This window comes from Thauera sp. 28, from assembly GCF_000310145.2.
GTDB classification, from domain to species: domain Bacteria; phylum Pseudomonadota; class Gammaproteobacteria; order Burkholderiales; family Rhodocyclaceae; genus Thauera; species Thauera mechernichensis.
In genome coordinates, this window is sequence record NZ_AMXA01000035.1 from 1 (window position 1) to 22093 (window position 22093).

19 protein-coding genes are annotated in these 22093 nt (G+C 66.8%); 9 read left to right on the forward strand and 10 right to left on the reverse strand.

Translation table 11 applies throughout. From position 1 onward, the window contains the following. Both C662_RS17205 and aceE read right to left on the reverse strand, forming a co-directional pair. Positions 1 to 318 (reverse strand): acetyl-CoA carboxylase biotin carboxyl carrier protein subunit (locus C662_RS17205; RefSeq protein ID WP_002931983.1); only part of this gene is annotated, 318 nt, incomplete at its 3' end. A 20-nt stretch (positions 319 to 338) separates the two neighbouring features. Continuing rightward, entirely contained in the window at positions 339 to 3002 is a 2664-nt protein-coding gene (gene aceE / locus C662_RS17210; RefSeq protein ID WP_002931985.1) for a pyruvate dehydrogenase (acetyl-transferring), homodimeric type, read from the reverse strand. Positions 3003 to 3277: 275 nt separating this feature from the next. Here aceE and C662_RS17215 point away from each other — a divergent pair, with 275 nt between their 5' ends. Together C662_RS17215 and C662_RS17220 are read left to right on the forward strand one after the other, a co-directional pair. Further along, positions 3278 to 4081: an FCD domain-containing protein gene (locus C662_RS17215; protein WP_002931986.1), complete on the forward strand. Its 804-nt coding sequence runs from the start codon at positions 3278 to 3280 to the stop codon at positions 4079 to 4081. Between the two features lie 227 nt (positions 4082 to 4308). Next, positions 4309 to 4707, forward strand: coding sequence for a 50S ribosome-binding protein YggL (locus C662_RS17220; protein WP_157354584.1), 399 nt, complete (start codon positions 4309 to 4311; stop codon positions 4705 to 4707). 314 nt (positions 4708 to 5021) lie between these two features. On the opposite strand, the gene C662_RS17225 is transcribed toward C662_RS17220, so the two are convergent. Beyond that, positions 5022 to 7535: an ABC transporter permease gene (locus C662_RS17225; RefSeq protein WP_002931991.1), complete on the reverse strand. Its 2514-nt coding sequence runs from the start codon at positions 7533 to 7535 to the stop codon at positions 5022 to 5024. Next, on the reverse strand, positions 7519 to 8217 hold the full coding sequence (locus C662_RS17230; protein ID WP_002931993.1) for an ABC transporter ATP-binding protein: 699 nt from the start codon (positions 8215 to 8217) through the stop codon (positions 7519 to 7521). The genes C662_RS17225 and C662_RS17230 overlap by 17 nt, the downstream gene beginning before the upstream one ends. A 229-nt stretch (positions 8218 to 8446) precedes the next feature. Between C662_RS17230 and C662_RS17235 the strand changes: the two genes are divergently transcribed. From C662_RS17235 to C662_RS17250, 4 genes are read left to right on the forward strand one after another with little or no spacing between them, the layout of a single operon-like run. Next, positions 8447 to 9661: a CNNM domain-containing protein gene (locus C662_RS17235; protein ID WP_002931995.1), complete on the forward strand. Its 1215-nt coding sequence runs from the start codon at positions 8447 to 8449 to the stop codon at positions 9659 to 9661. A 19-nt stretch (positions 9662 to 9680) separates the two neighbouring features. Then, complete coding sequence (locus tag C662_RS17240) at positions 9681 to 11036, forward strand: hemolysin family protein (protein ID WP_002931996.1); 1356 nt, start codon at positions 9681 to 9683, stop codon at positions 11034 to 11036. A 27-nt stretch (positions 11037 to 11063) separates the two neighbouring features. Then, on the forward strand, positions 11064 to 12185 hold the full coding sequence (locus C662_RS17245; protein WP_002931998.1) for an AI-2E family transporter: 1122 nt from the start codon (positions 11064 to 11066) through the stop codon (positions 12183 to 12185). 50 nt (positions 12186 to 12235) lie between these two features. Beyond that, entirely contained in the window at positions 12236 to 13165 is a 930-nt protein-coding gene (locus C662_RS17250; RefSeq protein WP_002932001.1) for a DNA-3-methyladenine glycosylase family protein, read from the forward strand. On the opposite strand, the gene C662_RS17255 is transcribed toward C662_RS17250, so the two are convergent. After that, on the reverse strand, positions 13166 to 14071 hold the full coding sequence (locus tag C662_RS17255; protein WP_002932004.1) for a LysR family transcriptional regulator: 906 nt from the start codon (positions 14069 to 14071) through the stop codon (positions 13166 to 13168). Positions 14072 to 14227: 156 nt separating this feature from the next. On the opposite strand from C662_RS17255, the gene C662_RS17260 reads away from it, so the two are divergent. Both C662_RS17260 and fghA read left to right on the forward strand, forming a co-directional pair. Further along, on the forward strand, positions 14228 to 15343 hold the full coding sequence (locus C662_RS17260; RefSeq protein WP_002932009.1) for an S-(hydroxymethyl)glutathione dehydrogenase/class III alcohol dehydrogenase: 1116 nt from the start codon (positions 14228 to 14230) through the stop codon (positions 15341 to 15343). A gap of 16 nt (positions 15344 to 15359) precedes the next feature. Continuing rightward, positions 15360 to 16208, forward strand: coding sequence for an S-formylglutathione hydrolase (gene fghA / locus C662_RS17265; RefSeq protein WP_002932012.1), 849 nt, complete (start codon positions 15360 to 15362; stop codon positions 16206 to 16208). A 44-nt stretch (positions 16209 to 16252) separates the two neighbouring features. Here fghA and C662_RS17270 read toward each other — a convergent pair whose 3' ends face one another. From C662_RS17270 to C662_RS17290, 5 genes are all read right to left on the reverse strand, one after another. Further along, positions 16253 to 16654, reverse strand: a complete 402-nt coding sequence (locus C662_RS17270) for a type II toxin-antitoxin system VapC family toxin (RefSeq protein WP_002932015.1) — start codon at positions 16652 to 16654, stop codon at positions 16253 to 16255. A 5-nt stretch (positions 16655 to 16659) separates the two neighbouring features. Beyond that, positions 16660 to 16917, reverse strand: coding sequence for a type II toxin-antitoxin system Phd/YefM family antitoxin (locus C662_RS17275; protein WP_002932025.1), 258 nt, complete (start codon positions 16915 to 16917; stop codon positions 16660 to 16662). 105 nt (positions 16918 to 17022) lie between these two features. After that, complete coding sequence (locus C662_RS17280; protein ID WP_002932027.1) at positions 17023 to 17715, reverse strand: DUF799 domain-containing protein; 693 nt, start codon at positions 17713 to 17715, stop codon at positions 17023 to 17025. 11 nt (positions 17716 to 17726) lie between these two features. Next, positions 17727 to 18095 (reverse strand): DUF4810 domain-containing protein, encoded by a 369-nt coding sequence (locus tag C662_RS17285; protein ID WP_002932030.1) that lies wholly within the window; start codon positions 18093 to 18095, stop codon positions 17727 to 17729. A gap of 24 nt (positions 18096 to 18119) precedes the next feature. After that, positions 18120 to 18809, reverse strand: a complete 690-nt coding sequence (locus C662_RS17290) for a CsgG/HfaB family protein (protein WP_002932031.1) — start codon at positions 18807 to 18809, stop codon at positions 18120 to 18122. 147 nt (positions 18810 to 18956) lie between these two features. On the opposite strand from C662_RS17290, the gene C662_RS17295 reads away from it, so the two are divergent. Beyond that, positions 18957 to 22085, forward strand: coding sequence for a PAS domain-containing hybrid sensor histidine kinase/response regulator (locus C662_RS17295; protein ID WP_002932041.1), 3129 nt, complete (start codon positions 18957 to 18959; stop codon positions 22083 to 22085). Positions 22086 to 22093: the final 8 nt, after the last annotated feature.

Here is a 22093-nt window from a genome sequence, read left to right on the forward strand (position 1 = left end):
CGCAGCGGCCGGAGCCGGCGCTGCAGCGGCCGGGGCAGCAGCCGCAACGGCAGGCGCCGGCGCAGCCGCTGCGGCACCAGCCGCCTCGACCTTGATCAGCACGCTGCCTTCGCTGACCTTGTCGCCGATGCCGACCAGCACTTCCTTGACCACGCCGGCGTGCGAGGACGGCACGTCCATCGTCGCCTTGTCGGATTCCAGCGTCGCGATCGCATCATCGACGGCGATCGTGTCGCCTACCTTCACGAACAGCTCGATCACCGGCACGGCGTCGAAATCGCCGATGTCCGGAACCTTCACTTCAATGAGTTGGCTCATGTTCTAGTCTCCTTGCGCGCTCAGACCGACATCGGGTTGGGCTTGTTCGGGTCGAGGTTGTACTTGACCAGGGCTGCCGCAACCTTGTCACGACCGATCACGCCGTCGTCGGCCAGCGCCTTCAGCGCCGCCAGGGTCACCCAGTGACGATCCACCTCGAAGAAGTGGCGCAGGTTCTCGCGGGTGTCCGAACGACCGAAGCCGTCAGTGCCCAGCGTCACATAGCTGCCCTTGATGAACGGACGGATCTGCTCGGGAAGCATGCGGATGTAGTCGGTGGCCGCGATGACTGGGCCTTGCGCGCCTTCCAGCTTCTGGGCAACGTGCGACTGCCTCGGCTCCTCCATCGGGTGCAGCAGGTTCCAGCGCTCGACGTCCTGGCCGTTGCGCGCCAGTTCGTTGAAGCTGGGCGCGCCCCAGATGTCGGCCTCCACCCCCCAGTCCGCCTTGAGCAGGTCGGCGGCGGCGATCACTTCGCGGAAGATCGTGCCCGAACCCATCAGCTGCACGCGCGGACCGGTGCCGGCAGCGCCCTTGCGGAAGGCGTACAGGCCCTTGAGGATGTCTTGCTCCGCGCCGGCCGGCATCTCGGGATGTTCGTAGTTCTCGTTCATCACCGTGAGGTAGTAGTACACGTCCTCCTGCTCGGCGAACATCCGGCGCATGCCGTCCTGCACGACCACCGCGACCTCGTACTGGAAGGTCGGGTCGTAGCTGATGCAGTTCGGGATCATGTTGGCCATCAACAGGCTGTGGCCGTCCTCGTGCTGCAGGCCTTCGCCGTTCAGCGTGGTGCGACCGGCGGTACCGCCGATCATGAAGCCGCGGGTGCGCTGGTCGGCTGCCGCCCAGCACAGGTCCATGGTGCGCTGCAGGCCGAACATCGAATAGAAGATGTAGAACGGCACCATCTGCACGCCATGCACGCTGTAGGCGGTGCCGGCGGCGATCCAGTCAGCCATGGCGCCGGCTTCGTTGATGCCTTCCTGCAGCACCTGGCCGGTCTGGCTTTCCTTGTAGAACATGAGCTGGTCATGGTCTTCCGGCACGTACTTCTGGCCTTCCTGGTTCCAGATGCCGTACTGGCGGAACATGCCTTCCATGCCGAAGGTGCGGCTTTCGTCCGGCACGATCGGCACGATGTGCTTGCCGATCTGCTTGTCCTTGAGCAGCGTGTTCATGATGCGCACGATGGCCATCGTGGTCGACAGCTCGCGGCCTTCGCCCGAGGCCTTCAGCAGCGCGGCAAAGGCATCCAGCGCGGGCACGGCCAGCGGCGCGGCCTTGGTGCGGCGCTGCGGCAGGAAGCCGCCCAGGTCCATGCGGCGCTGCATCATGTACTTGTATTCGGGCGAGCCTTCGTCGAACTTCAGGTAGGGCAGCTCTTCGAGCTTGTCGTCCGGCACAGGCAGGCCGAAGCGGTCGCGGAAGCGGCGGATGGCGTCGACGTCCATCTTCTTCTGCTGGTGCGAGATGTTCATCGCCTCGCCGGCCTGACCCATGCCGAAGCCCTTGATGGTCTTGGCCAGGATCAGCGTGGGCTGGCCCTTGTGCTCGGAGGCGGCCTTGTAGGCGGAGAAGATCTTGAACAGGTCGTGGCCGCCACGGTTCAGGTTCCACACCTGGTCGTCGGTCCAGTCGGCGACCAGGGCGCGCAGCTCGGGGGTGTTGAAGAAGTGCTCGCGCACGTAGGCGCCGTCCTTGGCCTTGAAGGTCTGATACTCGCCGTCGCACAACTCCATCATGCGCTGCTTGAGGATGCCCTTCTTGTCGCGCGCAAAGAGCGCATCCCAGGCCGTGCCCCAGATCACCTTGATGACGTTCCAGCCCGCACCGAGGAAGCCCGATTCGAGCTCCTGGATGATCTTGCCGTTGCCACGTACCGGGCCGTCGAGGCGCTGCAGGTTGCAGTTGATGACGAACACGAGGTTGTCGAGCTTCTCGCGGCCGGCCATGCCGATCGCGCCCAGCGACTCGACCTCGTCGGTCTCGCCGTCACCGAGGAAGGCCCACACCTTGCGCTGCTCGGCGCGCGTGGCGTCGATCATGCCGCGGCTGGCCATGTACTTCATGAAGCGCGCCTGATAGATCGCGCACAGCGGGCCCAGGCCCATCGATACGGTGGGGAACTGCCAGAAGTCGGGCATCAGCCAGGGGTGCGGATAGGACGAGATGCCCTTGCCGCCCACTTCCTGGCGGAAATTGTCCATCTGCTCCTCGGACAGGCGGCCGAGCATGAACGCGCGCGCATACACCCCAGGCACCGAGTGGCCCTGGAAGTAGATCATGTCGCCGTCGTGCTGCTCGGAGGGCGCGTGCCAGAAATGCGAGAAGCCGACGTCATAGAGCGCCGCGGCCGATGCGAACGAGGCGATGTGGCCGCCGACGTTGGTGTTCTTGTTCGCCCGCACGACCATCGCCATGGCGTTCCAGCGGATGTAGGAGTGCAACTTGATCTCCATGTCCGGATCGCCCGGGTAGGGCGGCTGCTGCTCGGCGGGGATGGTGTTGATGTACTCGGTGGTGGCCGAGTAAGGGATGTTCACCCCTTCCTGGCGCGCCGTCGCGATCAGCGTCTCGATCAGGTAGTGGGCGCGGGCAGGACCTTCGTTCGCTACAACACCTTCCAGCGCTTCGATCCATTCCGCAGTTTCACGGATGTCGATATCCCCTTGTGTGCTCATGTTGTCTCCTCTGATTGAATTGCCCGTCGGTGCTTCGCTGCCTTGCAGGGATGATTCCTGCGGTGGCGCGCCCCCTCCGGTATGCTCGGACTTCCGGCCTGCTTGGTCTGACCAAGAAATTTTGATAATGCTATCCTTAATATCTATGGAGCCGCAAGGGTCGCTGCTTGCACCTCTCAGGCGCGCTGCAGCGCAGCAATCAAGGACGTACAATCCGCGACGTCCGCCGCGTGCCTGGAGCGCGCTCAACTACCGATATCCAAGGAGGAGTCGCCATGTCGTCGAGCTCATCATTCAGCGCCGTCGTGCAGCCGAGGCGTGCGCGCCTGTCCGATACCATTGCCGAGCAGATCGAGGGGCTGATTGCGAGTGGAGAACTCAAGCCTGGAGACAACTTGCCTCCCGAGCGAGATCTTTCCAAGCAACTGGACGTGTCTCGTCCCTCTTTGCGCGAGGCGCTGCTCGTCCTCGAAAGCAGGGGGTTGCTGCAGGCACGTCGCGGGGGTGGCTATTGCGTGACTGATGTGACCGCTCCGATCATTACCGATCCGCTGGTGCACCTGCTTCAGCGCCACCCCTCAACGGTTGATGACATCCTGGAACTACGCCACGGTATCGAGTGCATCGCAGCTCAGTTCGCGGCTCTTCGCGCCACGGATACAGACATCAAGAAACTGAATGGGCTTGTGACGCGCATGCGAAAGCGGAGGGGCGAATTTGATGCATTCGAAGATGCCGAGCGAGATGTCGAATTCCACATGGCAGTGGCCGAGGCATCTCACAACATCGCGCTGGTGCACGTGACGCGCGGCATCTTCAACCTCATGCGTATGAACATGCTGCGCTCGCGGGAGGCGCTCTACCATCAACAGGACAATGTCGGACTGCTCGATGCGCAGCATGCGGAGATCGCCAAGGCAATCGCTATCCGGGATCCGGCTGCCGCACGAAAAGCGGCGAACCTGCACTTAAGCTTTGTCCAAGCCAGCTTGCGGGAGGTGGCGATGACGGACTTAGAGCAGCAAGGGGCACGCAGCAAGCGTGTGCGATCTCAACAGCGGGAAGCGGGTACAGACTAGCGTTTCTCAAACGGCAACCGTCTAGCCGAATCGATAAATGAATCGACTGCCAAGGTCAAGAGGTGGTTGCGCTCGGACGCCTTCGCCGAAATAGTAGAGGCCTGTGAAAATGTTGATCAGCGCAGAGAGCGTGTGGCCACCGCTGAGCGGAGAAAATTGCGCTCTCGCTGCTGGATCAGCTGATAGTCGGGTCAATGTCAAAATGCATGATGTTTGAGGACCAATCCTTGATCGAAGCAGTGTTGCCCTCCGCCCGCAAGCTTGGCCGCCTCAACCGTCGGCAACGTAAGAAGCTGAGGGTTGGCGAGTTCCGGGAACTCGTGTTCGAGGTTCGATTGCGCTTTGCTGCCCCCATCGATGGGACACCGTATGATGAATTCCTCGACAGGGTGTTCGCGTTCGTAGAGTCACGCGAGCTTTTGATCGGTGGGCTCGGCGGCCAACTGCCTCTGTTGGAGACAACCGCAGTCGTTTCTGCGCGCAGGTTCGATCCTCTCGCGGTTGCCGACCGCGACGCCTTGCTCAATTGGTTGAATGAGCAAAGCGAGATAGCCAAAGCTGAATGCAATGGTGCTCCTGAAGCACTGCAGTCGAATGACGTGGAGGGAGATACACGGCGGGACTAAGAGGCCGTAAGCGGCCAATCAAGAGACATAGAGGCTGGAAATTCTGGCCAACGCGAACGGCAGGTAACCAATTCTGGACCGGTCGGCTGTGCTTCTTCGAACCTCAGGCAAGTCGTCGGCCTTATGTGGAGCTCCACATAAGGCCGAACAGCCGCCTTCGGCCGCCCCCCACAGTCCCTATCACGCGTCACCTGAAAGCAGCTTCGCACACCATGAGAGCCGCCATGCCCGCCACCGCCCCGGTCGCCAACAGCGGACAGCAGGGCTCCCATACAGGCGGCGAGCATGGGCAAATGATCAGGCTGGCATGAAGATCAGCCACCAGCGCTGCGTAACAGCGCTGCCGGTGACATGCGCAGTTGGCGCAGGAGATAGTGAGCGCCGAACCCAAGCGCCCCCACGCTGATCACCGCCGCAAGCAGGCTGCCGGCGAACCAGCCCAAGGGCGCATCGAGTTGGAGCCGGTAGTGCAGCAGCAGTGCGCCCAGCGCACTACCGGCCACGCTGGCGAAGGCCGTCGTCAGTGCCGCGAGGAGCAGATACTCCAGATACAGGGCGTGACCGATGGCACGGACTCTGGCGCCGAGGGTGTTGAGCAAGGTGGCGAGATAGATCTGCCGTGCGCGACCCGCGGCGATGACGCTGACCAGTACCAGCAGGCTGGCGCTCAGGGTGACCGCTGCAATCGCGCTCAGACCTGCCGCAGCACGGCCCAGGATGGCGCGCGCCTCGTCGAGGAGCAGGTCGGTGCGCACCGTGACCACGTTGGGCTGTGCAGCGGCGATGCGGTTCTGCGTGGCGACCGCATCCGCCCCGTTCATGTAGGCCAGGCCGACGTAGCGGGTGATGAAGGGATCGAGCGCGCCGTCCGAGAAGATCGCCTCCAGCCACAGGCGCGACTGGAAGCGCTTCTGGGCATAGATCGCGACGAGCTCCGCGCTGATCCGCTGGCCGAGAATCTCGAACGCCAGCGTGTCGCCGACCTGCAGGCCGAGCTGATCGGCTTCGCGGTCTTCCATCGCCACCCGTGCCGGACCGCGGTAGTCGTCCGGCCACCAGGCGCCGCGGGTGACGACCACCTGGTCGAAATTGTTCTGCAGGGTGCTCATCTTGTGCTCGTCACGCGCCTCCAGACGGCGGCGCGGGTCGGCACTGTCACGCAGTGCCTCGTCGTTGACGGCGGCGAGGCGGCCCAGGACCAATGGCGCGAGATCGACCTGTTCGAGCGACGGGGCTTCATGCACCAGCGCTTCGAAGTCGTCCTTGTGTGCGGCGGCGATATCGTAGAACACCAGCGCAGGCGCGCGCTCAGGGACGGTCTCCTCGATGGTGTGCAGCAGCGCAAGCACGACCAGGGTCGACGCGACCAGCAGCGTGAGCGCGGAGCCGAGTGAAAGCAGGGTTGGACGCAGCGGCGAATCGGCCCGGTACAGGCCGGTGACAGCCATGCGCAAGGCGAACCGGCCCACCAGCCAGGGACTACCGGCCAGACGCCGTGCCAGCATCCGCAACAGTCGCACCAGCCCTTCGAGCAAGGCCAGCACCAGCAACAACGCGGCGACAAAGGCAAGGCCGAACAACGGGTCGGGCATCACGACCAGCAGAAAGCCGACCGCCACCAGGGCGCAGAGCGCGGTGAGCCACCAGGCACGAGCCGGCGTGCGGGTGGTGACGCCGAGCACGCCGCGGAACAGGGCGGCAGGCTCGATGGTGAGCGCCCGGCCCAGCGCGGGCAGCGCGAAGAGCAGCGCGGTCAGCACCCCCATCAACCATGCGGCGGCGAGCGGTGCGATCAGCACCGTCCACGCCCCGGCGAGCGGCAGGCGTTCGGCCACCACGCTACTGCCAATCACCGCGAGCAAGGCGCCCAACAGCACGCCGCCCAGAGCCGACGCGCCGGCCAGGATCAGGATCTGCAACAGATACACAGCCGCCAGCCGGCCGTCGCGCAAGCCCACTGCGCGCAGTGTGGCGAGGGTGCCGAGCTTGCCCTGCAGGTAAGCCTGCACGCTGTTGAACACCCCCAGCCCACCGATGAAGAGCGCGCTGAAGCCGATCAACAGCACGCCCGAGCCGATCTGTCCGAGGACTTCACCCAGCCGGGCATTGCGCTCGATGAAGGTGCGCACCTCAGCCTCGCTGTCGGGGAAGGCGCTCATGAACGCTTCGCGCCAGGCGTTCGGCGCGAGTTCGCTGCGCACCCGATAGCGATACTCGGGGCGGCTGCCGGGTTGCAGCAACGCGGTATCCGCGAGGGCGGCGGCAGAGATCAGCACGGGCGGGCCGCTCCAGTCGGCACGCAGGCTGCGGTCGGGCTGGCGCGCGATGATGGCGCGCACTTCCAGCAGGCTCTCGCCGAGCTCGATGCGCTCGCCTACCGTCAAGGCCAGCCGTTCGGCGAGCACGCGGTCAACGGCCGCGCCATGCACGCCGCCCCGAACGGCGAGTGCGTCATTCAAGGCTTGTGCCGGCAGGAGTTCCACCGTGCCGTAAAGGGGATAGGTGTCGTCGGTGCTCTGCAGTTCGACCAGATGCGCATCACCCGCCGCGGTCATCAGCATGGTGCGAAACTCGATCAGGCGCGATACGGTGCCGCGTGCCTGCATCCACTCCAGCATCTCTTCGGGCAGCGGCACCCGGGTGCGGACCTCGACATCGCCGCCGAACAGCACGCGGGTATCGGCCAGCAGGCTGGCGCCAACCTGGCGATACAGTCCACCACTGGCCGCGATCAGGGTCACGCCCAGCGCCAGACAGGCGCAGAACACCCATAGCGTGCGCCCGCTGCCGCGCAGATCGCGCCAGGCGAGCTTAAGCAGGGTGGGCATCGGACACCGCCGCAAGCGGTTCATTCTCTACGAGTTGCCCCCCGGACAGACGGAGCACACGGTCGCACCGTGCGGCGAAGCGCATGTCGTGGGTGACCAGTACCAGGGTCGTCCCGCTCTCGGCGTTCAGATGGAGCAGCAGTTCGCCGATCGCGGCACCGGTGCGGTCGTCCAGGTTGCCGGTGGGCTCGTCTGCGAGCACCAGCTTGGGTTGATGCACCAGCGCGCGGGCGATCGCCACGCGCTGCTGCTCGCCACCGGAAAGCTGTCCGGGGTAGTGATCGAGCCGCCCGCCCAGCCCTACGCGATCGAGCATCGCCCGGGCACGCTCGCGCGCATCCCGCCGGCCGGCAATTTCCAGCGGCAGCGCGGCGTTGTCCAGTGCACTGAGGCTGGGCACCAGATGGAAGGACTGAAACACGATGCCCATGCGGTCGCGCCGCAGGTCGGCAAGTTGATCGCGATCCAGCGTCTCCAGCGCACGACCATCAAACAGCACCGACCCCGCTGCGGGCCTCTCAAGTCCGGCGAGCAGCAATAGCAACGAGGTCTTGCCGGTGCCCGACGGGCCGGCGATCGCCACGCGTTCGCCGGCGGCGATGCTGAGGCTCACGTCGCGCAGGATGTCGATGCGCGATTCACCCAGGGTGTAGTGCATGCTCAGGTTCTGGAGTCGGATCATCAGGGCATTGATCTCATGGGCGGTTTGGTACGGCAGGCGATGCCCCGGCCTGCTGCGGGGGTCGGGCCATCCATGACATGGCCCTGTGTTCGTCCCGCGCGCCGGCATTTCGTTCCGGGCACCACAGAGGACGGCCCCATGCCGCGCAAGCGCACATCCGGTGAAGGCATTTTCTGCTAGTCTCGCCGCTTCTCAACTGCAGCGTCCGGCACACCGGTACGCGCCTTTCATGAACGACCCTGAGCCTCGATCTTACCTTTCCTCTCGCTTCCACCTCTGCGCCGGCCTGCTGCTTCTCGGCCTGGCGCTTCCGGCAGCCGCAGACACCGGCCTGGTTGCCGACCCATCGAGCAGCGACGTCATCCTGCTCCTCACCTATGTGCTGCTCGCACTGCTGTTCTCCTTCATGTGTTCGGTGGCGGAAGCCGTGCTGCTCAGCATCACGCCGTCCTTCATCGCTGAGCTCGAAAGCTCCGACCCCAAGCGCGCCGCCCTGCTCAAGAAGCTCAAGGGCGAGAACATCGACCGCTCGCTGGCCGCGATCCTCACCCTGAACACCATTGCCCATACCGTGGGGGCCATCGGCGCCGGCGCCAAGGCTACGGCAGTGTTCGGCAGCGCCTGGTTCGGCGTGTTTTCGGCCGTGATGACCCTGCTGATCCTGTTCCTCTCGGAGATCCTGCCGAAGACCCTGGGTGCGGTGTATTGGCGCAGTCTGACCGGGATCACCGCGCTGTACGTGAACATCCTGATCAAGAGCATGTATCCGCTCATCCTGGTGTCCGAGAAACTCACCAAACTGATCGCACGCGGGCAGACGGTGCATGTCTTCAGCCGTGACGAGTTCATCGCCATGGCCAACATCGGGCAGGAAGCCGGACACATCAACGACCGCGAATCGCGCATCATCCGCAACCTGTTTCGTTTCGGTTCGCTGCGTGCGCAGGACATCATGACGCCGCGCACAGTGATGGTGGCCCTGCCCGAGGGCCTGAACATTTCCGACGCCTTGCAGGCGAAGATGAGCACGCCCTTTTCCCGCATCCCGGTCTACGCCACCGACCTGGACGCCGTGACCGGTTTCGTGTTGCGCGAGGATCTGCTGCTGGCGCAGACGCAGGGCACGGGCAACCGGCCGCTGACCGCTCTGCGCCGCGACATCCTGGCCGTCGCCGGCGCCACCCTCTTGTCGACCCTGCTCGAACTGCTGCTGGACAAGCGCCACCACATCGCAGTGGTGATTGGCGAGTACGGTGAGACCAAGGGCGTGGTCACCCTGGAAGACGTGGTCGAAACACTGCTCGGCATCGAGATCGTCGACGAGGGCGACAAGGTCGATGACATGCAGCATCTCGCCCGGCAACTGTGGGTGAAGCGAGCACGCGCGCTTGGGCTGGAGGTGAATGCGGAAAACGGCGCGCCTCCGACACCGCCGTCGCACTGATTCAGCACAAGAGTCCGCCATGGATATCCTGATACTCGTCACCCTCATCCTGCTCAATGGCGTATTCGCCATGTCGGAGATCGCCCTGGTCACGGCGCGGCGCGCACGCCTCGCACGACTGGCCGAGGATGGCGACCGGGCTGCGGCCGTCGCCATCCAGCTCGGCGAGGACCCGAACCGCTTTCTGTCCACCATCCAGATCGGCATCACCTCGATCGGCATCCTCAGCGGCATCTTCGGTGAGGCTGCGCTCGCCGGTCCGCTGGCCGAGTGGCTTCAACGCCTGGGCGTGGCCGAGCGTCCGAGCGAGATCGGCGCGACCACCCTGGTCGTCGTGATGATCACCTATGTATCGATCGTGATCGGCGAACTGGTACCGAAGCGCCTGGGCCAGCTCGACCCGGAAGGTATCGCCCGCCTGGTGGCGCGGCCGATGAGCATGCTTGCAGGCGTCTCACGCCCCTTCGTTCGCCTCCTGTCAGGCTCGACATCCCTCATGCTGCGTCTGATGGGCCAGCGCGAGACGCTGGTGTCGACGGTGACCGAGGAAGAGATTCATGCCCTGCTCGACGAGGGTTCGGAGGCCGGCGTGATCGAGAAGAGCGAGCACGAGATGGTGCGCAATGTGTTCCGCCTCGATGAGCGGCAGATCGGCTCGTTGATGGTGCCGCGTTCGGATGTCATCTGCCTGGACGTCAACCGCCCGCTCGACGAGAACCTCGCCCTGGTCGCAGAATCGGCGCATTCGTGCTTCCCGGTGTGCCGCGGCAGTCTCGACGATATCCTGGGAGTTGCAAGCTCGAAGAAGCTCTTTGCGCAGGTGCTCCGCGGCGAGCCGGTAGACCTCACGAAGGATCTGCAGGAGGCGGTCTATGTGCCCGAATCGCTGACCGGCATGGAACTGCTCGATCGCTTCAGGAGCTCGGGCACCTACTTCGTGTTCGTGATCGACGAGTACGGCGAGGTCCTCGGCATGGTCACCCTCCACGACGTGATCGAGTCGGTCACGGGCGAATTCGTGACCCAGGACGACGAGGATGCCTGGGCGGTGCAGCGCGAGGACGGCTCCTGGCTGCTGGATGGGCTCATTCCCATCGTCGAGATGAAGGACCGGCTCGGCTTCAAGCAGGTGCCCGAGGAAGACAAGGGCCGCTATCACACCTTGTCGGGGATGATGATGTGGCTGCTCGGCCGCCTGCCCGGCACCGGCGACGTGGCCACCTGGGAGGGCTGGCGCCTGGAGGTGATCGATCTGGACGGCAAGCGCATCGACAAGGTTCTGGCAGTGCGCCTGCCGGAGCTTGATACAGAGACTCCGCTCGAAGGAGAGCCGGATGACAGTGTTCGCGAGCAACCCCCGATCGAGGCCCGGTGAGGCCGTGACTCGCTGGGCGCACCGACCATGATCGACCAGGTCGCCGAACGCCTGGTGCGCCGAGTCATCCTGGGTTTTCTGCTGGGCGGGCTGTTGCTGCTCGGCTACGCGGTGCTGCATCTGTTCATCGTACCGGTCGCGTGGGCGATCATCGTCGCCTACGCGACCTGGCCGCTCTTCCTGCGCCTCCGCGATCGCCTGACACGCTATCCGGGTCTCAGCGCCTTCCTGATGACAATGCTGCTGACGGCGGCCTTCGTGCTGCCCGCGCTGTGGATTGCCGTGCTGTTGCGCGGGGAGATCGGCTCGGCCATCGCCGCGCTGACCGCTCAGCTCCGCCAGGGGCCACCAACGCTGCCCGAGTTCATCCATACGCTACCGTGGCTGGGGACGTATCTGCAGGGCGTACTCGACGACGTGGTGCGTGACCCGGAGTCATTTCGGGAACAGATGACCAACTGGGTCAGCCAGGGGGCGGACCATCTGGTGGGGCTGGTGGGCGACGTCGGTCGCAATGCCGCCAAACTGGGCTTTGCGCTGATCACCGTGTTCTTCCTGTTCCGCGACGGCGAGACAGTGCTGAATCAGGTCCACCGCGTGCTGTACCGGTTCCTGGGTAGCCGTATCGACAACTACCTCGCAGCGGTCGGCAACATGACCAAGGCCGTAGTCTGGGGGCTGGTTGCCACCGCGCTTGCGCAGGGATTCGTGGCGGGTCTGGGTTACTGGTGGGCGGGCATGCAGGCGCCGGTGCTGCTCGGCGCGATCACCGCGCTGATCGCCCTCATCCCTTTCGGCACACCGTTCGCCTGGGGGGCTGTGGTCGTCTGGCTGCTGATCCGCGGCGACACTGTCGAGGGGCTCGGCCTGCTCGCCTGGGGCGTGCTGGTGGTGAGTTGGGTCGATAACCTGGTGCGCCCGCTGGTGATCAGCAATGCGACGCGCATCCCCTTCCTGCTGGTCATGTTCGGCGTGCTGGGCGGGCTGGCGGCGTTCGGGCTGGTGGGGCTGTTCCTCGGCCCGGTGGTCCTGGCGGTACTGATGGCTGTGTGGCGGGAGTGGATGGAGGAATCCGATCTGCGCCTGCCGATAGCGCCGGGCGCCAGGACCGACGAAGCACGGAATTCGCCGGACGTTCCGTCATCTTGAGTGCAGTCCTGGCATTGGCCTGCACGAATGGCGTCCGATCCAGTCGAACCATGCCCACCACCCTCTCCTGCACCCTCGCGCTGCCCGCCACCTTCCGGCCGGGCGACATTCTCGCCTTCCACCGCCGCGACGCGCATGAAGTGGCCGAGTCGGCAGACGCGGCGTCCTTGCGCAAGGGACTGGTGTGGAACGGCCTGGCGGCGTGCCTGGCGCTGCGCTTAGAGCCGGGTCGGGCGGTGGCCGAGCTCGCCATCGACGGCGCGGCGGCTGCGGAGTGCTCGGCGCGGTTCCAGGCCATGGTGCGGCGCATGCTCGGGCTGACCCAGGACATCGAGTCCTTCGAGCGCCAGCACCGTGCGCACCCGCAGGCCGGCGCGCTGATCGCTCGCCAGGCCGGCTTGCGCGTGGCGGTGGCGGCGACGCCATTCGAGGCGCTGAGCTGGGCGGTGACCGGGCAGCAGATCAGTCTGGGGGCGGCGGTTGCGTTGCGGCGCAAGCTGATTGTGGCGGCGGGGGTGCGCCACACCTGCGGCCTGATGTGCTACCCGGACGCCGGCCGGGTAGCGGCGCTGACGGTGGCGGCGCTGCGCGCCGAGGGCTTCTCCGCGGCCAAGGCAAACACCCTGCACACCCTTGCCCACCTGATGGCGGACGGTACGCTGCCGCTCGACGCCTGGCTGCACACGCTTGCGGTGGACGACATCCGCAACCAGCTGATGAGCGTGCGCGGCGTTGGCCCGTGGACGGTGGATTACACCTTGCTGCGCGGTTTCGGCTGGATGGACGGCTCGCTGCACGGCGATGCGGCCGTGCGGCGTGCGCTGCAGGCACTGCTCGGTGCGCCGGACAGGCTCGGCGAGCACGATGCGCGCCGCTGGCTGGCGGGTTTTTCGCCGTGGCGCGCGCTCATCGCCGCGCACCTGTGGGCGGCTGACTCGGCGCTGCCGGCGCACACGGGCAGCGGCCGCCGGGCGCCCTGACTACGGAAACTGCGCCCGCTCGCCGAAGTACTCCACCAGCCGGTCGAACACCAGACGGATGCGCGCCGCCACCGGGCCGCGCTGCGGGCGGTACACCGACAGGCTCCAGGGCTCGGGCGCGAGTTCGGGCAGCACCTCGACCAAGCGCCCTGCGCGCAGGTGCGGCGCCGCCAGGTAGGCGGTGAGCTGGCCGAAGCCGACGCCGGCCAGCACCGCCTCGGCCTCGGCACCGGTGTCGTCGGTGGCGAAGGTGGGTGTGCGCGGCAGCCATTGCTGGCCGCCGGCCAGGAACCACGCCCACGGCCGCCCGGTGTTGGGGTCGATAGCGACGGTGGTGGGGCGCTCGGCCAGGTCCTGCAGCGTCGCCGGGGCGCCGCAGCGCGCGAGCAGTTCGGGCGCGGCGACGATGTGGAAGGACACGCGCGACACCGCGCGTGCGACGAAGCGGCTGTCGCGCAACACGCCGACACGGATGCCGATGTCGATCTGCTCGTCGACCATGTCGGCAAACTGGTCGGAAAAGCGCAGGTCGAGCTGCAGCCCGGGGTGCTGCGCACACAAGGCGCCGAGCACGCGCATCAGCCCGTGGCGGCCGAGCGCCCGCGGCGCGGTGATGCGCACCAGGCCGGCCAGCTCGCTGTCACGCGCCTGCTCGGCGCCGTGGAAGATCGCATCCACGCTCTGCAGGCTGTGGCGCGCGCGCGCCGCAAGCTGCTCGCCGAACTCGGTGATGCGGTTGTGGCGGGTATTGCGGTGGAAGAGCAGTTCGCCGACGTGGTCTTCCAGCTCCTTCACGGCGCGGGTGACCGCCTGCGGCGACACGCCGAGGCGCTTGGCGGCGTCCTTGAAGTTGTGCGATTCGGCGGCGGTGCAGAAGATGCGCAGCATCTCCAGGCGGTTGAGCATGCTCGGAATCCAGTTTGGCCAGGGCCAGGCCGAAGCCTGGAGTATTCCAGAAACTGGAAGCGTGAAATCTCAAATTAATCATTTATCGGATTTAGCGGCATGGCGATACTTTGCCGGTCGCAGGCCGTGGGCCCGCTTGCCATCAGGATGTCCGCCATGACCATCAAATCCCGCGCCGCGGTTGCCTTTGCTGCCAACCAGCCCCTGCAGATCGTCGAGGTCGACGTCGAGCCGCCCAGGAAGGGCGAGGTGCTCGTGCGCATCGTCGCCAGCGGCGTGTGCCACACCGACGCCTTCACGCTGTCGGGCGACGACCCCGAAGGCATCTTCCCGTCCATTCTCGGCCACGAGGGCGGCGGCATCGTCGAGGCGGTGGGCGAAGGCGTGACCTCGCTCGCCGTGGGCGACCACGTGATCCCGCTGTACACGGCCGAATGCCGCGAGTGCAAGTTCTGCAAGTCGGGCAAGACCAACCTGTGCCAGGCGGTGCGCGCCACCCAGGGCAAGGGCCTGATGCCCGACGGCACCACGCGCTTCTCCTACCAGGGCCAGCCGATCTACCACTACATGGGCACCTCGACCTTCTCGGAATACACCGTGGTGCCCGAGATCTCGCTCGCCAAGATCCCCAAGGACGCGCCGCTCGACAAGGTCTGCCTGCTCGGCTGCGGCGTCACCACCGGCATCGGCGCGGTGCTCAACACCGCCAAGGTGGAAGAAGGCGCCAGCGTGGCCATCTTCGGCCTCGGCGGTATCGGCCTGGCGGCGATCATCGGCGCCAAGATGGCCAAGGCCGGGCGCATCATCGCCATCGACATCAACCCCGCCAAGTTCGACATCGCCCGCGAGCTGGGCGCGACCGACTTCGTCAATCCGAACGATTTCGACAAGCCGATCCAGGAGGTCATCGTCGACATGACCGACGGCGGCGTCGATTACTCCTTCGAGTGCGTGGGCAACGTCAAGCTGATGCGCGCCGCGCTCGAGTGCTGCCACAAGGGCTGGGGCGAATCGACCATCATCGGCGTGGCCGGCGCGGGGCAGGAGATCAGCACCCGGCCGTTCCAGCTCGTCACCGGCCGCGTGTGGCGCGGCAGCGCCTTCGGCGGCGTCAAGGGCCGTACCGAGCTGCCGAGCTACGTGCAGAAGGCGCAGAGGGGCGAGATCCCGCTCGACACCTTCATCACCCACAACATGCCGCTCGACGACATCAACCAGGCTTTCGAGCTGATGCACGAAGGCAAGAGCATCCGCACGGTGATCCATTTCTGACGCGGGAGAGCAGATCGTGAGCCTGGAGATCCTCAGCACCCAGAAGAGCTTCGGCGGCTGGCACAAGCGCATCCGCCACCACTCGGACGTGCTCGGCTGCGACATGGTGTTCGCGGTCTATCTGCCGCCCCAGGCCGCGCAGGCAGGCGCCCGCCTGCCGGTGCTGTACTGGTTGTCGGGGCTCACCTGCACCGACGAGAACTTCATGCAGAAGGCGGGTGCGCAGCGCATGGCGGCCGAGCTCGGCCTCATCATCGTCGCCCCTGACACCAGCCCGCGCGGCGCCGAGGTGCCCGGCGACCCGGACGGGGCCTGGGACTTCGGCCACGGCGCCGGCTTCTATGTGAACGCCACCCAGGCGCCGTGGTCACGCCACTACCGCATGTACGACTACGTGGTCGAGGAGCTACCGGCGCTGATCGAGGCCAACTTCCCCGCCTCCGACCGCCGCGGCATCAGCGGGCATTCGATGGGCGGCCACGGTGCGCTGGTGTGCGCGCTGCGCAACCCGGGGCGCTATCGCTCGGTGTCTGCCTTTGCGCCGATCAGCAACCCGATGCAGTGTCCCTGGGGCGAAAAGGCCTTGTCGCGCTACCTGGGCGAAGACCGCGCGCAGTGGCGCGAATGGGACACCTGCGCGCTGATCGCGCAAGCCCGCGAACGCCTGCCGCTGCTGGTCGACCAGGGCGAAGCCGACGGCTTCCTCGCCGAACAGCTCAAGCCCGAGGCCCTGCACGCCGCCGCCACCGCCGCCGGCCACCCGCTGACGCTGCGCCTGCAGCCGGGCTACGACCACAGCTACTACTTCATCGCCAGCTTCATCGACGACCACCTGCGGCATCACGCAAGGGCGCTGGCGGGGTAAGCACGACGGACGGTCGCTTTCGCCAACCATCGGCGCGGACGCGGCTACGCGAAAGGATTCAACACATCCACCCCGAGGGTTTTGAAATCCGCAACATTGCGTGTGACAACGGTGAGACCCTGCGTCCGCGCAGTCGCGGCGATCATCGCGTCCTCGTAGAGTGTGTCGGACTGGCGGTGCATCAGCCTCGCCCATTCCCTGAAGGCCGCAGCATCCATCGCCAGCACGTTCCAGGCGCTGGCCACGCGCTCGAGCCAGGCTTCGATCTCGGCGGCCTTGGCCCGATCCTGTTCGCGCGTGCGTTCAATCCCGGCCTGAATCTCGCCGAGCGTGACCACCGACAGGAACAGGCTGGCGTCCTCCACCGACTGCAGCCAGGCGACTACGGCGCCGTGGGGCCGCGGCCTGCGTAGTTCGGAGACGACGTTGGTATCGAGCAGGTACATGTGGATCAGCCCAGATCCACCGGCGCGCGGCGCCTGACCATGCCGCGCTCGGGAACGAGCTCTTCGATGCGCGCCTCATCCGCCAGCAGCAGGGCCTTGAGCGAGGGCTGCGCCGCGGCCTGCAGGCGGCGCCACTCCTGCACCGGAATCAATACCGCGGCCTCGACACCTCGCCGGGTGACCATCTGCGGGCCCTCGGCCAGACAGCTGTCGAGGAACTCGCTGAACCGCGCCTTCGCGTCCTGTACCGGCCACACATGCATGATCACGCCTCCTGACTAGCTTTGTGACTAGTTTGTACTGATGGGGATGGGCCGTCAATTCCTCATCGCATGGTGCTCGGGGCCTCACCCGCCCCGAGGCGCGTGTCAGCGCGGCACGCTTCCATCCTTCTGATAATTAGGCGAACGCGGCCCGTACAGCATGCCGCTCGGCCTGCCTGCCGCCAGCAGGCGGTTACTGGTGATGCCGGCGATGGGATGCGACTTGTTGGTCACGCTCTCGACGATCTGGGCGACCACGGCCTGCACGAGCAGGCCGACCAGGCCGCCGCTGGAACTGCGGCCTTCGGCGCTGGAGGCGGTGGCCTCGCCCTGCCACAAGGACTGCCCGCTGCGCAGATCGACCAGCCTGGCCTCGGCGGTGACGCGGCTTTCGCTCGCCAGCACGGCGTAGCTGGTGCCGTACTGCTTGATGTTGATGTAAAGCGCGGCGTCGGCACCGAAGATTTCGCGCAACTTCTGCGGTGCCACCTCGTGCATCTCGGGCGGGTTGTACAGCCCGTTCTGGCGGAAGGTCTCGTCCACCAGGCTGACCGGGAGCACGTAGTAACCGGACTCTGCCAGCGGCAACGTGACCTGCGACAGCATGCTGTAGGTGGCGGCCACGTCGGGCGAGCTGTTGAGCGGCGGCAGCACCAGGATGGAGGCCGGGCGGCTCTGCTTGAAAGCGCTGTAGTCGTAGGGCGTGGGTGTCGCGCAGCCGGTGGCGATGAGGGCGGCGGCAAACGCGGCGGCCAGCCCGGTCTGCGCCGAGCGGATGGAAGGGGTTCGGAATCGCATCGTCGGGCGCCTCAATTCGTTCGCTTGAACTTGCCGAGCAGGAAGTCGATGTAGCCGGCGCTTTCCGGATAGAGCGCCTTCTCGGCTTCGAAGTACTTCACCATCTGGTCGCCCTGCTCGCTTTCGGCGTACAGCAGGCCGAGGTGCGCGTTGTAGCCCGGCGGCACCGGCCTGCCGGCGGCACGCGCCTTCTCCAGGCCGGCTTCGAGGCTGGCGATCTGCTCCTGCGGCCCGACCTCCTTGGTGAAGTGGCCGTAGAGCGCGGGCTGGTAGTCGCCCCAGTAGTAGAGCGGCTGCGGGCCGGTGGCGCAGCCGACCAGCAGCAAGGTGGCGGCGAGCGCAAGCACGGCCGAGCGCCGTGCAGACAGGAAACGCATCATCGTGGAGCTTCCGTTGCGTGCCGATCAGCGGCCGGGTTGCCAGGCGCCGGACTCGATGCCCTCGACCAGGCGGTTGACCGCTTCGCGCATGGCGAGGTCGAGCACCTTGCCATTGAGCGTGGAGTCGTAGCCCGCGGTACCGCCGAAGCCGACGACCTCGCGGTTGTCGAGGCTGTACTCGCCTGCGCCCTGGGCCGAATAGACCACTTCCGAGGTCTCGACGTTGACCACGTTGAGATTGACCTTGGCGTAGGCGATCTGCGACTTGCCGCGCCCGAGGATGCCGAACAGCTGCTTGTCGCCGGTTTCCTTGCGGCCGAACTCGGTGACGTCGCCGGTGATGACGAAGGTGGCGCCCTTGATGTTCTGCGCCGACTTGGCGAGCGCCGCCTCCTGCTTGATCTCCGCCATGTTGTCGCGGTCGAGCACGTTGAAGCGCCCGGTCTGCTGCAGATGGGTGATCAGGACGGTCTTGGCCTGGCTGCCGAGGCGGTCGACACCATCGGTGAAGATGCCGCGCATGAAGCTGGAGCGGTTATCGAACTTGCCCACGGCGATGAGGCTGCGCTGACCGGTGTATACCGTGCCGGCCGAGGCCACCTTGGCCACCTCCAGCGTGCGCGACTGCTCGGTGGCGCAACCGCCGAGCAAGGCTGCGCCGCCAAGCAGCGCAATACCAACGGCGAGGGTGCGGAAAGCGGGTTTGCGAGGCATCTGGGCGGGCTCCGTAATATGTCAATGGAAAAGCCCGGCATTCTGCCGCAAAGCGCAGCCTTGTGCATGCGCACATGATCGAGGCACAACCCGGACGCCATCGCCCTCAACCCCTCGCGGCGGGGAATCAGGCCCGGGAGCACTCCGATGGTGCATAATCATGGCCTGCTTTGCCCCCTGGCCGACGACCACGCGCCGTTGCCGTGCGATGCCATATCGCTCGCCCACTCTGCGCTGCCCCCGGGCCGGGCCAACGCACTGCCCGCTGCCGACATGAACACTGCCACCCTCTCCGCCGCCCCTGCCCAAACCGCAGACGGCATACGCACGCTGTGGCTGCGGTTCATCCTGCCGCTGGCCCTCATCTCGCTGCTGATGAGCGTGACCGGGGTGGTCGGCTACCGCTACCTGAGCGAGGAGATCCGCCGCGAGACGCACCGCACGCTGGCGGTGATCGCCGAGCAGAAGCGCCAGCAGATCGAGAACTCGCTGCACGAGACCCGGATCGACGCCGAATCCTACTTCTCGGCCGATTCACGCTTCGAAAGCCTGTACGCCACCTGGCTGGCGGGCGGACGGGGCGACGGCGTCCGCCTCGAGCGCATGCGCGAGCATCTCGTCGAGATCGCGCGCCGCCGCGGCTGGGGCGGGCTGGCCATCGTCGATGCCGGACTGCGGCCGGTGCTGAGCATCGGCGGCACCGATATCGGGCCCTTGCATGCACTGGCGGCAGACATCCTCGCGCGCCCCCGGGTCGAGCTCATCGACCTGCACCGTGACGCCGCGGGCGAGGTGCAGTATGGCGTGCTGGCCCCCATCGGCGAGCCGGGTGCAGCGCGGGGCGTGGTGTATCTGACCTGGAAGGCGAGCGCTGCGCTCTACCCCCTGGTCGAATCCTGGCCCGTGCCGACGCACACCGCCGAAACCTATCTCGTGCGCCGCGACCCGGCCGGCGTGCGCTTTCTCACGCCCTTGCGGCACGCCCCCGAGCCGGCCCTGGCGCTCACCCGCCCGCTCGACGCGCCTGCGCTGCCCGCAGCGCGCGCGGTGGAAGGGCAACTCGGCATCCTCGAGAATGGGCGCGACTACCGCGGCGTGCCGGTGCTCGCCTATGCGGCCGCGGTCGGCGGCACGCCGTGGCTGATGCTCGCCGAGATCGACGAACGCGAAGCCTACGCCGGCATCCGCACCATGGCCTGGGCCACCGCGCTGGCGATGGGCCTGGGCCTGGTGCTGGTCTATTCCGGCGGCTACCTGCTATGGCGGCGCGACCAGGAACGCCAGGAGCTTGCCGCACTGCAGGCTCAGCGCGCGGCCGAGGCGCGCTTCCGGGTGATGTTCGAGCAGGCGCCGCTCGGCGTCGTGCTGCTCGACTCGGAAAGCGGACGGATCACCGAGGCCAACCGGCGCTTTGCCGAGATCGTCGGCCGCCCGGTTGCGGAACTGACCGGACTCGACCCCGCACGCATCACCCACCCCGAGGACGTGGAAGCCGGCCTGAGCGAGCTCGATCGCCTGCGCCGCGGCGCCAGCACCGGCTACCGGCTCAGCAAGCGCTACCTGCGGCCGGACGGTTCGACGGTGTGGGCGAGCCTGACCTGCGCGCCGGTGCGGGTGTATTCCGAGCCCGCACCGCGCTACCTCGTCATCGTGGAGGACATCAGCGCGCGCAAGGAGATGGAAGAACGCCTGCGCCAGGCTACCGCCACTGCCGAGGCGGCCAATGCGGCCAAGAGCGAGTTCCTCGCCCACATGAGCCACGAGATCCGCACGCCGATGAACGCGGTGCTCGGGCTGGCCCAAGTGCTCGAGCGCGAGCCGCTCGCCGCCAACCAGCGCGACATGGTCGAGCGCATTCGCAGCGCGGGCCAGTCGCTGCTCACCATCCTCAATGACGTGCTCGACCTGTCCAAGATCGAAGCCGGCCAGTTGCGCATCGAGCCGCGGCCGTTCGACCTCGGCGTGCTGCTCGCCAACGTCGACAGCCTGATGGGCCAGGCTGCGCGTGCCAAGGGGCTGGCGCTGCATGTGGACGCCCCCGCCCCGCTCGAGCACGCGCTCCTCGGCGACGGCTTGCGCATCGAGCAGGTGCTGTTCAACCTCACCGCGAACGCGATCAAGTTCACCGAGCGCGGCGAAGTCACGGTGCGGGTGCGCGCGCATGACTGCGGCGCAGCAGCACTGCGGCTGCGGGTCGACATCCTCGATACCGGCATCGGCATCGCTCCGGAGGCGCTCGGCCGCCTGTTCGCACCGTTTGCCCAGGCAGACGCAGGCATCGCGCGCCGCTTCGGCGGTACCGGGCTGGGCTTGTCGATCTGCAAGCGCCTGGTCGAACTGATGGACGGCGAGATCGGCGTCGACAGCCGGGTCGGCGAAGGCAGCCTGTTCTGGTTCGAGATCCCGGTGACACGCGTCAGCGCCGACGAGATACGCCGGCTCGCGCCGCGCCGGCATGCACAGCCGCGCGGCCCGCGCCTGCAGGGCGCTCACCTGCTGGTGGTCGACGACAGCGCAATGAACCGCGACCTGGTCGAACGCGCCCTCCGCCTCGAGGGTGCGACGGCGACCCTGGCCGCAGACGGCCAGCAGGCGGTGCAGTTGTTGCGCACCCGCCCCGACGGCTTCGACGCGGTGCTGATGGACGTGCAGATGCCGGTGATGGATGGCCTGAGTGCAACGCGCGCAATCCGCAGCGAGCTCGGCCTGGGCACGCTGCCCATCATCGTGTTCACCGCAGGCGTGCGCGAGGACCAGCGCGCCGCCGCCCGCGACGCCGGCGCCGACGACGTGCTGCCCAAGCCCATGGACCTGGACCAGATGGCCGAACTGCTGGCGCATTGGGTAACGCCGCGCCAGGCCTCGCCCGCCGCTCCCGCCCCAGCGCCCGCAGAAACAGCCGCAGCCACACCGGGCGACGGCTTTCCGGCCATCCCTGGCATCGACCGCGAACGCGCCATGCAACGTCTCGGCGGCGACGCGTCGATGTTCTGCAGCCTGCTGCAGATGTTTGCCGAGGACAACGCCCGTGCCGTGGCCGACGCACGTGCCGAACTCGCCCGCGGCGATCGCGCCAGTGCCGGACGCCGGCTCCATACCCTGGCGAGCAACGCCGGCTTCCTGTGCGCGCTCGATCTCATGCAGGCCGCGCGGGCACTCGAGGACGCCGTCGACCGTAGCGAGGCAAGTGCAGAGGCACTGGACGCGGCGCTGTCGGCACTGGAAACCCAGGTCGCCACGCTGATCGCCGACAGTCTGCCCTGGCAAGCGGGCTGATCGCCACC

Bases quoted from the DNA above. Each gene is read 5' to 3' on its own strand.
- aceE (WP_002931985.1), bottom strand. From the start codon at position 3,002: ATGAGCACACAAGGGGATATCGACATCCGTGAAACTGCGGAATGGATC.
- C662_RS17290 (WP_002932031.1), bottom strand. From the start codon at position 18,809: ATGCCTCGCAAACCCGCTTTCCGCACCCTCGCCGTTGGTATTGCGCTG.
- C662_RS17250 (WP_002932001.1), top strand. From the start codon at position 12,236: ATGCCCACCACCCTCTCCTGCACCCTCGCGCTGCCCGCCACCTTCCGG.
- C662_RS17295 (WP_002932041.1), top strand. From the start codon at position 18,957: ATGGTGCATAATCATGGCCTGCTTTGCCCCCTGGCCGACGACCACGCG.
- C662_RS17245 (WP_002931998.1), top strand. From the start codon at position 11,064: ATGATCGACCAGGTCGCCGAACGCCTGGTGCGCCGAGTCATCCTGGGT.
- C662_RS17235 (WP_002931995.1), top strand. From the start codon at position 8,447: ATGAACGACCCTGAGCCTCGATCTTACCTTTCCTCTCGCTTCCACCTC.
- C662_RS17240 (WP_002931996.1), top strand. From the start codon at position 9,681: ATGGATATCCTGATACTCGTCACCCTCATCCTGCTCAATGGCGTATTC.
- C662_RS17280 (WP_002932027.1), bottom strand. From the start codon at position 17,715: ATGCGATTCCGAACCCCTTCCATCCGCTCGGCGCAGACCGGGCTGGCC.
- C662_RS17255 (WP_002932004.1), bottom strand. From the start codon at position 14,071: ATGCTCAACCGCCTGGAGATGCTGCGCATCTTCTGCACCGCCGCCGAA.
- C662_RS17230 (WP_002931993.1), bottom strand. From the start codon at position 8,217: ATGATCCGACTCCAGAACCTGAGCATGCACTACACCCTGGGTGAATCG.
- C662_RS17275 (WP_002932025.1), bottom strand. From the start codon at position 16,917: ATGCATGTGTGGCCGGTACAGGACGCGAAGGCGCGGTTCAGCGAGTTC.
- C662_RS17215 (WP_002931986.1), top strand. From the start codon at position 3,278: ATGTCGTCGAGCTCATCATTCAGCGCCGTCGTGCAGCCGAGGCGTGCG.
- C662_RS17270 (WP_002932015.1), bottom strand. From the start codon at position 16,654: ATGTACCTGCTCGATACCAACGTCGTCTCCGAACTACGCAGGCCGCGG.
- C662_RS17260 (WP_002932009.1), top strand. From the start codon at position 14,228: ATGACCATCAAATCCCGCGCCGCGGTTGCCTTTGCTGCCAACCAGCCC.
- C662_RS17285 (WP_002932030.1), bottom strand. From the start codon at position 18,095: ATGATGCGTTTCCTGTCTGCACGGCGCTCGGCCGTGCTTGCGCTCGCC.
- C662_RS17225 (WP_002931991.1), bottom strand. From the start codon at position 7,535: ATGCCCACCCTGCTTAAGCTCGCCTGGCGCGATCTGCGCGGCAGCGGG.